The following is a 10,627-nucleotide window of genomic DNA, read 5'->3' on the forward strand; positions in this document are numbered from 1 at the left end:
CCGCCCCCCGCCGCCCCCCCCCCGCGCGCGGGCCGCGCGCGCCCCCCCCCCCCCCCCCCCCCCCCCCCCGCGGGCGGGGGGGGGGGGGCGGGGGCCCCCCCCCGCGGCGATAGCCGCGAATCGCGGGATAGGCGAAGACCACGATCAGGCCGATGGTCCAGGCGAGGCTCTTCATGAGGGGTTCGGCCACCGGCCCGCCATACGACAGGCCGCGCATCGCATCGATGGCACAGCTCATGGGCTGATTCTCGACCGTGCTCTGCAGCCAGACCGGGTAGGCGAAGACCGGGACGAAGCCCGAGTTGAAGAACATCAGCAAGGTATTCACGGTGCCGATGAGGCCGATCAGCAGTACGCCTTCGGTGATGGTCGCCAGTGCTGTGATCAGCACGGCGAAGCCGATTCCGAACAGCACCGGAATGCCGATCAAGGCGATGCCCGCCAGCGGCCCCTGCCCAAAGCGGAAGCCGATGACGACACCGACCGCGACGACGAACAGGGTGGTGAGGAAGACGCGAACGGCCTCGGCGAGTATCCGTCCGGTCAGGCCCGCGGCCCGGTGCACCGGCATCGTCCAGAAACGGCCGAGCAGGCCGGTGGCCTTTTCGGTCTTGAAGCCGAGTGCGCTGACCACGGCGCCGGTCATCGCCGCGATGAGGGTCATCATCGCGACCTGGCCGTAGATGCTCGGAATACCGGTGGCCGCGGTGATCGGTTTACCGAGCACAATGCGGAACATCAGCAGCGAGAGCGCCGGATAGATCAACGTCTGGATAGTGGTCGACGGATCACGCGACCAGGTCAGCAGCAATCGTTTGCACTGGATCACGCTGTGCAACGCCCAGGTGCTCAGCGCGCGTTCGGATCTGGCGGTCACCACGGGAAGCGGGGAGTTGCCTGCCGACTCGATATCGTCGGCGACCGGATGGGTCATGGTTGCCTCTGCTGTACTCATGCCCGCCTCACGCTCGCCCAGACCGCCAACGGGACGAACGCGATCGCTAGCCCGCCCAGCCACGCCAAGGGAACCCACAGGACCTGCCACGTCACCCCGTTGTGGGCCATGTCGGCCAACGCGAAGGAGAACTGGGAGATCGGCTGATTGCGCACGAACGGCTGGATCCACTCGGGGAAGCTCTTTTCCGGGACGAACCCGCAGGAGAGCATGCCGAAGATCAGGGTCGGCAGTGTCAGTGCCTGGCTCAGCGATTCCGGGTTCTTGCTGAGGCTGCCGAGCGTGTCGGCGCCGATCGCGAGCACGGTCCCGATCGCCAGCGAGAACGCGCAGAAGAGCACGGCCTGTTCGAGCCCTGCGACGAAACGGAAACCGATCATGTGACCGAAGAGCAGCGCCGCGGTCAACGAGGTGACCGAACGGACCATTCCGGCGCAGATCCGCGCCGTCAACGGGACCAGAGCGCCGATCGGCATGGTCTGCAACCGAGTGGTGAAGCCGGTCACCGACTCGAGTGCGGCCAGCTGCGCGTTCGACATCATGGTGAACGCCATCGTCTGCAACACGATGATCGGCATCACGAACTGCGCGTAATCGATGCCCTGGAAGACCTTCATCACATAGCGCAGCGGCAGATAGAAGCCGACGGTGAACACCAGCGGGGTGACGATGGCGACAGCCAACTCGCCTTTCATCACCATCGTCCTGACGATGCGGCCGGTCAGCGCGCGCCACTGCGCGAACGCCGACAGTGTGGCGGTGGGTAGCTCGGCGAACAGTGCGGGCGCGTCGACGTCGATGGGCCGCTCGGCGGTCGACGCGGTCACGCCGCACCACCCGAATGACCGGTGATGGAGAGGAAGACGTCATCGAGGGAGGGCCGCCGCAGCGCGATGTCGGCCAGGTCGATCCCGGCGGAGTCGAGCCGGCGCAGCGCCTCGGTGAGGGTGGCCGCGCCTTCGGGCGCGGGGATGGAGAGCCGGTCGCCGCCGTTGATTTCGGCGAGCACCGCGGCGGGCACCAGATCACCGAGCGCGGCCGCGGCGCTATCGAGCTGCTTGGGGTCCAGCGGAACAACCTCGCAATAGCTGCCGCCGGTCTTCGCCTTGAGCTCGTCGGCCGTGCCCTCGGCGATCACCCTGCCCTTGTCGATGACGATGATGTTGTCGCTGAGCACGTCGGCTTCTTCGAGGTACTGCGTAGTCAGCAGCACCGTGATGCCCTGGTTCTGCAGCGCGGTCACCAGATCCCAGACACCCTGGCGACTGCGTGGGTCGAGGCCGGTGGTCGGCTCGTCGAGAAACACGACCTCGGGCCGCACCACCAGACCACAGGCGATGTCGACACGGCGACGCATGCCGCCGGAATAGCCGTGCACCGGCCTGCGGCCCGCACCGACGAGGTCGAATTCCTCCAGCAGCACATCGGCGCGCTTGCGGGCGGCGGACTTGCCCAGCCCCATCAGCCGGCCGAACAGTTCCAGGTTCTCGCGGCCGGACAGGTGTTCGTCGAGCGCGGCGTACTGACCGGTCATCATGATCGATCGGCGCACCGCGGCCGGGTCCTTGCGGACGTCGTGCCCCGCGATGGTTGCCGTGCCGGAGTCCGGGCGCAGCAGCGTGGACAGGATCTTCACCGCGGTGGTCTTGCCCGCGCCGTTCGGACCGAGGATGCCGAGCACGCTCCCCCGCTCGGCGCGGAAGCTGACACCTTGCAGCGCGTGCACGTCACCGAACGATTTCCGGACATCGTCCACGACGACCGCGTACTCGGCGTCCCGGACCTCGCTGGTGCCGGACACGGCATCGTCAGGGTGTGAATCTGCTTGGTTCAAGCTCGGCATCAACTCTCCACTATCGGCCGGGGGGCGGCCAGGTCGTCGGCACGCACGCACAATTACGTCCGGGTTGGTGATCCGTAGCGCCTGGCGCGATGTTACCGGCCCGTTGATCCGCGAACGATCGCCAGCGCGATACCCACAGGACCGCGCACCCAACTGTGTGCTTGCTCACATTAGCCGCGGGCGATCGGCTCGGCGCTGGGTTGATGCCGCTCTCGGCCCTCTGGGGCAGCACAGGGGCGGCGGCAGTGCCTTGTCGGGCCGCCGTGGCGACCATAGTCTGCTATTCGGGGGACACACGCACTCATTCGTCGGCGACAGCGCCGCTTCTCCCCGAAGCGCCTGTGCCGGATCGACTCCGCGGGAGGTGACCATGGCCGAGACCGCGCAGCGATCGGGCCGATCGAACGTGCTGACGTCCTACGACCCGCGCACCGGCGAAGTCGTCGGGAATTACGCCGTGATGGGCACCGGCGAGTTGAACCGCACGGTGCGCGCGGCCCGCTCGGCCGAAAAGTGGTGGGCCGAACTGGGATTCAGCGGGCGCAAACGCTGGCTGCTCGACTGGAAGCGCAGCATTGCCAGGCGGGCAGGCGAATTGGTGGAAATCCTGTGCGAGGAGACCGGAAAACCGGAGGCGGACGCGGCAATCGAAGTAATGCTCGCCGTCGAGAACTTGGACTGGGCGGCACGTAATGCCGCCCGCGTACTGGACCGGCGCCGCCTCGGATCCACCTGGCTGACCCGCAATCAGCGCGCCTCCGTCGGCTATCTGCCGCTCGGCGTTGTCGGGGTGCTCGGGCCGTGGAACAACCCGGTGTTCACCCCGATGGGCTCGATCGCCTATGCGATGGCGGCGGGCAACACGGTGGTGTTCAAACCGAACGAACTCACCACCGGCGTCGGCGTGTGGCTGGCCGAGAGCTGGAGTCGGCTCGCACCGAACCAGCCTGTGCTGCAGGTGGTTACCGGCGACCACGGGACGGGCGCCGCCCTGTGCCGGACCAAGGTGGACAAGATCGCGTACGCGGGCTCCGACGCGGGTGCGCGTGAGGTGATCTCGCTGTGCGGGCAGACGATGACGCCGGTCGTCGTCGAGCGCAATGGCAAGGGCGCCATGATCGTCCATGTCGACGCGAAGCTCGACGACGCCGCGGAGGCCGCGGTGTTCGGCGCCATGGCCAATGCGGGCCAGAATGCCAACGGCATCCAGCGCGCCTACGTCGCGAGCTCGGTCTACGAACGATTCCTCGAATTGGTGACCGATCAGGCGCGGCGGCTGCGACCCGGCGCGGACAAGCGGGCGTCCTACGGCCCGATGATTCTGGAGTCGCAGGTCGATGTAGTCCGCAAACAGGTGCGCGACGCGCTGGCTCGCGGCGGCAGGGCGGTAGTCGGCGGGCTGGAGTCGATCCGCGAGCCCTATATCGAGCCCATCGTGCTCGCCGACGTGCCGGAGGAGAGCGTCGCGATCACCGGAGAGGGCATCGGGCCGGTGCTGATCGTCAACAAAGTGGCGAATGTGGACGAGGCCGTGCAACGCATCAACGCGGTCGGCAACGGTGTCGCGGTCTCGGTATTCACTCGCGACGTGCACGGCGCCGAGGCGTTCGCCGAGCAGCTCAGAGTCGGCGTTGTGACTGTGAATTCCGCAACCGCATACGCCGGGATTCCCGCGCTGCCGATCGGCGGGGTCGGGGAATACGGCCAGGGCCACCACCACGGCGACCAGGGCTTGCGCGAGTTCAGCCGGACGCTGGCCATCGCGCGCAAGCGCTACCAGGCGCCGGTGAACCTCTCGACCTTCGACCGCCATCCCCGCGATCTCCGCGTGGCCAAGGCCATCTTCCGGGTCCGCCACCGGCGTATGGGCTGACTCAGCTCGCGCCGAGAAGCACCGCTTCCATCAGCGCACAGACGCGGGCCAGTTGTTCGGGGCGCGAGTCGAACTTGGTCAGCCTGCCGACATCGATGACCTGGCCGATGGCGGCGTGCACCCGGAAGCGGGCCTCGACGGGGTCGCCGTCGAGCAGGTTGGCCCATTCGAGCACGTTCTGACGCTGAATGGCGCGCAGTTTGTGCTGCTCGGCCTGCGGCAGATTGCTGAACTCGGCGTAGTAGACCGGCATGATCTCGGGCATCGAGAAGGTGAGCCTGGCCTGGCGGTAGGCGATGCGCCGGACCGCGTCCGGACGGCTCGTCGCCTCGGCAAGCGCCTCGGTGATCGCGATGGCGACCCGGTCTCCGGTGCGATGGAAGGCCGCGGCGAGCAGGTCGGCCTTGCTGGTGAAGTACCGGTACACGCTGGAGGCGTTGATGCCCACAGCCGCGCCGATCTCCTCGATGCTGGCTTCGTGATAGCCCTGCCTGCCGAAGATCCGGATCGACTCGGTGAGCAGCTGTTCGCGTTTCGAGGTGACCGGAAGGCCGCGGGTGGCGGGGCCGGGATTCAGCTGCTGCGGTGCGGGCGGCAGCTCGGCGCGCAGGATCGACCAGCACATGTCGTGCAGCAACGGAAGCAGCCGGGCGGTGGACAACGCGGTGCGGTGCGCGGAGACGCTGGCGATCGCGCTGAGCACCGCGGCAGCGAGCATCGCCACGTCCTCGGGTGGCGCGGTCGGCCGCAGTAGCGCGATCGGCGCCGCGACCGTCGCGTTGAGATCGTCGTAGATCTTCCGGATCCGAAGCCGGTCGGCCTGCTCGAGGTAGCGCCGCTCCCAGCGGTACAGTCCCGCCTCGCGCCGAATGTCGATGGTGTGTTCGCTCATCGCCCTGATCAGGGCGTCCAGCCGCCGCGCAGGCTCCTGTTGCGGATCGTCCGCGGCCTCGGCGACCTTCAGCAGATGCCGGGCGCCCTCCTCCGCGGCCGCGACGAGCAGCGCGTACTTATTGCGGAAGTGCCGATATAGCGCGGGCCCGGAGATCCCGACCTCGGCCGCGATCTCGTCGACACCGACCGGGTAATACCCGCGTTCGCTGAACGCGCGCGCGGCCGCCCTGATGATCTGCACCTTGCGATCCTTCGGACGCCGCCGCACCGACTGGCCGGCATCAGGCCGCGCGGAAGCGAGATGTACCTCGCTGCGATCCGCGACCATGTACCTCTCCGTTCTGGGACGGCGCCGCTGGTTGACAGCGCCGGACAAATCAACCTAAGTTAACCACAATTCGCAAAGTTAACCATTATTCATGGCTTCCCGAAGCGATTGCTTACAGATGGCTCGCAAGAACCGGTCCACCGAATTCCAGACCAGGAGCACCCCATGAGCAACGCCGATTCCGCAACCACTCCTGCGGGCTTCTCGGCCGTCCACGACGGCAAGGTGCTCCGAGTGACCATCACCAAGCCCACGCGCAAGAACGCCGTCGACTACGACACGATGGTCGCGCTCGGTGATACCTTCCTCGCTGCCGCCGAGGACGCCTCGGTCCGGGTAATCGTACTGACCGGTGCGGGCGCCGACTTCTGCACCGGCGCCGATCTGGCGGCGACCGCATCGGAGGCGCAACGCGGCATCACCTCCGACCAGGTGATGGATGCGGCCAACCGGCTCGTGAAAGCCATTGTGGATGTGCCGATTCCGGTTATCGCGCGAGTCAAGGGCGCAGCGGCGGGCGTCGGAGTAGGCATCGCGCTTGCCGCCGACCTCGTCTACGCCAGCGAGGAGTCCTACCTGCTGCTCGCCTTCATCAATATCGGCCTGATGCCCGACGGCGGCGCCGCCGCGATGGTCGCCGCGGCCGCGGGACGCCCGCTCGCGGCCGAGATGGCACTGCTCGGCGAGCGACTGCCCGCACCACAGGCCAAGGCGGCGGGCCTGTTCACCGCGGTGCTCGGTGCGGACGAACTGGACGCGACGGTGGAGGCCGCCGCTGCGAAGATCGCCGCGGGCCCGCGGCGCGCCCTCGAGCTCACCAAGAAGGCGCTCAACGCGGCGACGCTGACCCAACTCGACGCCGCGCTCGCGGCCGAGAAGAGCGGCCAGATCGAACTCCTGCAATCCCCCGACTTCTTCGAAGGCGCGACGGCGATGCTCACCAAGCGCAAGCCGGTCTTCGGTGTTTGATTGGCAGCGCCCGCGGCGCTGCGTGTTCGCGGCCCCCTTGGTCTCGCTGCGCTGGGAAGGTGTCATCGTGCCGAGCGGTGCGTCGGTGGCGATAGTCGCGACTTATTGGATGCAGTGACCGTCCCGGCGGCGAACCCGACGAGCGGAGCGACTATGTTCATCGGCTATGGCTTACCTGGTTACCGGAGCAACTGGGTTTATCGGTCGATTCCTCATCCCCGGGCTGCTCGAACGCGAGGGTGATATCCATGTGCTTGTCCGGCCCGGCGCCGACTCGGCCGCGCGGTATGCCTGCTGCGCGCGCGAGTGGGACGGCGGCGACCGGGTGCGGCCGGTCCGCGGCGACCTCGGGGCCGACGGGCTCGGCATCGATCCGGCGTGGCTCGCCGAGCACCGCGGATCGATCGATCACGTCTTCCATCTGGCATCCAGCTACGACCTGACCGCGCGCGGCGGCGGCACCAGGCACGTGGTCGATGTCGCGGAGGACCTGAAAGCCGGTCTGCTGCATCATGTCTCGACGGTGGAGGTGGCAGGGTCGTGCACGGGCCTTTTCACCGAGGACATGTTCGACGAGGGCCAGGTGCTGACAACGCCGATGCAGCGGGCCAAGTTCGAGGCTGAGCGGATCGTGCGCGAGTCCGCGCTGAACTGGCGTATCTATCGGCCGCCGATCGTGGTCGGACACTCCCGCACCGGCGAAATCGACCGGATCGACGGGCCCTACTACTTCTTCCGGCTGCTGCGGATGGCTGCGCAGCTGCCCAGAATCCTGCCGGTGCTGGTGCCCAAGCTCGGCGAAACCAATATGGTGCCGGTCGACTTCGTCGCCCGTGCCCTGGATCACCTTGCTCACCAGCCGGGCTCGACGCCGGCCACCTACCACCTCGTCGATCCGCGCAGGCAGAGTGCGGTCGAGGCGCTGAACCTGTTCGCCGACGAGGCCGGGGCGCCACACCTGGTGGAGGTGATGCCCAAACGCACCCTGAACATGATGCTGCGGGTGCCGGGCACCAACTGGCTGCTCCCCCGCGTCGGCGTCCCGCTGGATGTGTTGGAGCACAGCGAATTCACCTGCTGGTTCGACTGCCGCCACGCCACCGCCGCGCTCAGCGGCACCGATATCAAGGTGCCGCCGCTGGCCGCCTATGCCCCGCTGATCTGGAAATACTGGATCGAGAACTGGGCCTGAGCCGCTCAGTTACCGGTGACCGTCAGGTAGATCAGCGCCACATTGAGCAGGCTGATGACGATCGCGACCAGCCAGGCGAGCGATGTCGTCACGCGATGGTTGACGTCGGCGCCCATCAGGGCGCGGTCGCTGGTGAAGCGGACGAGCGGGATCAGCGCGAACGGAATACCGAAGGACAGCACGACCTGCGAGATGATCAGGGCGCGCGTGGGATCGATGCCGATAGCGAGGATGGTGATCGCGGGGATCAGGGTCACCAGGCGACGCGTGAGCAGCGGAATCTTGCGGCGCAGCAGGCCTTCCATGATCATCGCGCCCGCGTAGGCGCCGACCGACGTGGAGGCCAGGCCCGAGGCCAGCAGGCCGATCGCCAGCAGCAGAGCGGCGACGGGACCGAGGACCTCGCCGACCGCGGCGTGGGCGCCCTCGAGGGTGTCGACATTCTCGCGGCCACGCAGGGTATTCGCGGCCATCAGCAGCATCGCCAGATTGACCGTGCCCGCCAGCACCATGGCGAGTCCGACATCATATTTGGTGACGCGCAGCAGCCGGACCCGCAGCGGGCCCGGCTCGGGGTGGCCGTGCCGGTCCCTGGCCAGTCCGGAGTGCAGGTACACCGCGTGCGGCATCACCGTCGCACCGATCATTGCCGCCGCGAGCAGCACGCTCTCGGTGCCCTGGAATCGCGGCAGCAGGCCACCGATCGTGCCGGACACCGAGGGCGGCGAGATCACCACGCTGGCGAGGAAGCCAATGGCGATGATGGCGAGCAAGCCGGTGATGACCCGCTCGAACGGCCGCTGTCCGCGCCGGTCCTGCACCAGCAGCAGTCCCATCGAGACCACACCGGTGATCACGCCGCCGACCACCAGCGGCAGCCCGAACAACAGCTTCAGCGCGATCGCGCCGCCGACCACTTCGGCGAGATCGGTCGCCATCGCGACGGTCTCGGCTTGACCCCAATACGCGAGTCGGACCGGGCGACTCGCCTTGTCCCGCACCGCCTCCGGCAGCGACATGCCGGTGACCAATCCCAGCTTCGCGGACAGGAACTGCACCAGCCCGGCCATCACATTGGCCATCACGATGACCCACACGAGCAGGTATCCGAACTGCGCGCCCGCGCTGATATTCGACGCCACATTTCCCGGGTCGACATAGGCGATGGCAGCTACGAATGCCGGACCGAGCAAGACACTGACAGATCTCGCCCGATGCGACGCGGTGCGCGCCGACTCGGCCAGGGTTGTACTCACAGAACAGAATTTTACGGGTTACCAAACTTTTTGGTTAGCCTGGGCCGCCGCTCCGGATCTTCGGGCCGGATTCGGGCGCTACAACGGTGTCGTCGGTAGCTAGCGGTCGGGGTTAGCCGGTGCCCGGTGAAGTTACCCAGGGACGAACGAGATCAGCCGCGGCGCAGAACCCTGGAATACGAAACGGCCGCCCTGATTGTGTCGGTCGACACAATCAGGGCGGCCGGGTTCGATCCGCCGGGCGATGGGATCAGATGCCGAGGCCCTTGGCCAGGACCGGCCAGGAGGCGTGCAGCTCGTCGTTCCAGTAGCCCCACGAGTGGGTGCCCGCGTTCCGGAAGTTGAAGGTCGCCGGGATGCCCAGCTGGTTCAGCTTGCCCTGGAGGTTGTGGGTGCAGAAGTTGGTGCCCGCCTCGATCACGCCGCCGATGAGGATCTGGTTGGCCAGGCCGAAGGAGCCGGGCAGCGCGTAGGGGTTGTTCAGCTGGTCGTACTGGCCGGGCAGTCCGTTGCCGGTCGAGATGTAGAGGTCGAGACCACGCAGACCCTCCGCATTCACGAACGGGTCGTTGGCAATCCACTCGGGCGAACCCGCCGGGCCCCACATGTTGTCGGTGCTACCGCCGCCCCAGGTCTCCACGGTCAGCTTCACGAACTCCGAGCCGACCGCGTCACTGGTCTGGGCGCAGCCGCTGTAGGCGGCGACGGCCTTGTACAGACCCGGCTTCGCGATCGGCAGGGCGAGCACGGTGGTGCCCGAAGTCGACAGGCCCGCGATGGCATTCACACCGTTGGTGCCCAGCGCGCCGTCGATCAGCGGAGGCAGCTCCTCGGTGAAGAAGGTCTTCCACTTGTTGCGGCCCAGCGTCGGGTCGTCCTTGATCCAGTCGGTGTAGTAGCTCCACTTGCCGCCGATGGGCTGCACGACATTGACGTTCTTGTCGGCGAGGAACTCCAGCGCGTCGGTCTTGGCCACCCACGACGCGTCGTCCTCACCGCCGCCCGCACCATTGAGCAGGTACAGGGTCGGCCGCGGCACCGACGCGTCGGCGGGGCGCTGCACGTCGATGGTGATGTTCTTGTCCATCGCCGCCGAGAACACGGTCAGGCGGATGCTGCGCGCGTCCTTGTATACGGCCTTCGTGATCTTCGAGCCGTCGGGCGCGGTCGGGTTGGCGAGCAGGGCCTTCTGATCAATGATCGGGTCAGCCGTCGCTGTGGATGTGCCGAATCCGGACATAACGCCCGCGAGAACTGCGGTGGCCGCGATCATCGCGGCGGCACGCGTGCCGAGGCGCCGAGTCTGTCGACGGATCA

8 protein-coding genes and 1 pseudogene are annotated in these 10,627 nt (G+C 67.5%); 3 read left to right on the forward strand and 6 right to left on the reverse strand.

Features of this window, described 5'->3' with window-relative positions; all coding sequences use genetic code 11:
- Positions 1-103: 103 nt before the first annotated feature.
- The 3 genes and pseudogenes from ACFU4Z_RS02065 to ACFU4Z_RS02075 all read right to left on the reverse strand — a co-directional run.
- A pseudogene (locus tag ACFU4Z_RS02065) lies at positions 104-934 on the reverse strand (ABC transporter permease); the annotation flags it as partial.
- 17 nt (positions 935-951) lie between these two features.
- Positions 952-1,734, reverse strand: coding sequence for an ABC transporter permease (locus ACFU4Z_RS02070; protein ID WP_379059299.1), 783 nt, complete (start codon positions 1,732-1,734; stop codon positions 952-954).
- A 44-nt stretch (positions 1,735-1,778) separates the two neighbouring features.
- Positions 1,779-2,798 (reverse strand): ATP-binding cassette domain-containing protein, encoded by a 1,020-nt coding sequence (locus ACFU4Z_RS02075; protein ID WP_379058967.1) that lies wholly within the window; start codon positions 2,796-2,798, stop codon positions 1,779-1,781.
- Positions 2,799-3,168: 370 nt separating this feature from the next.
- Between ACFU4Z_RS02075 and ACFU4Z_RS02080 the strand changes: the two genes are divergently transcribed.
- Positions 3,169-4,671, forward strand: coding sequence for an aldehyde dehydrogenase family protein (locus ACFU4Z_RS02080; protein ID WP_379058970.1), 1,503 nt, complete (start codon positions 3,169-3,171; stop codon positions 4,669-4,671).
- Position 4,672: 1 nt separating this feature from the next.
- Here the strand turns inward: ACFU4Z_RS02080 and ACFU4Z_RS02085 are convergent, their stop codons facing one another.
- Complete coding sequence (locus ACFU4Z_RS02085) at positions 4,673-5,893, reverse strand: TetR/AcrR family transcriptional regulator (protein WP_379058973.1); 1,221 nt, start codon at positions 5,891-5,893, stop codon at positions 4,673-4,675.
- Between the two features lie 165 nt (positions 5,894-6,058).
- Between ACFU4Z_RS02085 and ACFU4Z_RS02090 the strand changes: the two genes are divergently transcribed.
- Together ACFU4Z_RS02090 and ACFU4Z_RS02095 are read left to right on the forward strand one after the other, a co-directional pair.
- Entirely contained in the window at positions 6,059-6,862 is an 804-nt protein-coding gene (locus ACFU4Z_RS02090) for an enoyl-CoA hydratase-related protein (RefSeq protein WP_379058976.1), read from the forward strand.
- 166 nt (positions 6,863-7,028) lie between these two features.
- Positions 7,029-8,054: an SDR family oxidoreductase gene (locus tag ACFU4Z_RS02095; protein WP_379058979.1), complete on the forward strand. Its 1,026-nt coding sequence runs from the start codon at positions 7,029-7,031 to the stop codon at positions 8,052-8,054.
- A gap of 5 nt (positions 8,055-8,059) precedes the next feature.
- Here ACFU4Z_RS02095 and ACFU4Z_RS02100 read toward each other — a convergent pair whose 3' ends face one another.
- Both ACFU4Z_RS02100 and ACFU4Z_RS02105 read right to left on the reverse strand, forming a co-directional pair.
- Positions 8,060-9,298, reverse strand: a complete 1,239-nt coding sequence (locus ACFU4Z_RS02100) for an Nramp family divalent metal transporter (protein ID WP_379059301.1) — start codon at positions 9,296-9,298, stop codon at positions 8,060-8,062.
- Positions 9,299-9,560: 262 nt separating this feature from the next.
- Positions 9,561-10,583, reverse strand: a complete 1,023-nt coding sequence (locus ACFU4Z_RS02105) for an alpha/beta hydrolase (protein WP_379059303.1) — start codon at positions 10,581-10,583, stop codon at positions 9,561-9,563.
- Between the last annotated feature and the right edge of the window lie 44 nt (positions 10,584-10,627).

The organism is Nocardia sp. NPDC057440 (assembly GCF_042802915.1).
GTDB lineage: Bacteria > Actinomycetota > Actinomycetes > Mycobacteriales > Mycobacteriaceae > Nocardia.

Excerpts from the sequence above, each read along its gene's own strand:
- ACFU4Z_RS02105 (WP_379059303.1), bottom strand. The coding sequence starts at position 10,583 with ATGATCGCGGCCACCGCAGTTCTCGCGGGCGTTATGTCCGGATTCGGC.
- ACFU4Z_RS02095 (WP_379058979.1), top strand. The coding sequence starts at position 7,029 with ATGGCTTACCTGGTTACCGGAGCAACTGGGTTTATCGGTCGATTCCTC.
- ACFU4Z_RS02080 (WP_379058970.1), top strand. The coding sequence starts at position 3,169 with ATGGCCGAGACCGCGCAGCGATCGGGCCGATCGAACGTGCTGACGTCC.
- ACFU4Z_RS02090 (WP_379058976.1), top strand. The coding sequence starts at position 6,059 with ATGAGCAACGCCGATTCCGCAACCACTCCTGCGGGCTTCTCGGCCGTC.
- ACFU4Z_RS02085 (WP_379058973.1), bottom strand. The coding sequence starts at position 5,893 with ATGGTCGCGGATCGCAGCGAGGTACATCTCGCTTCCGCGCGGCCTGAT.
- ACFU4Z_RS02075 (WP_379058967.1), bottom strand. The coding sequence starts at position 2,798 with ATGCCGAGCTTGAACCAAGCAGATTCACACCCTGACGATGCCGTGTCC.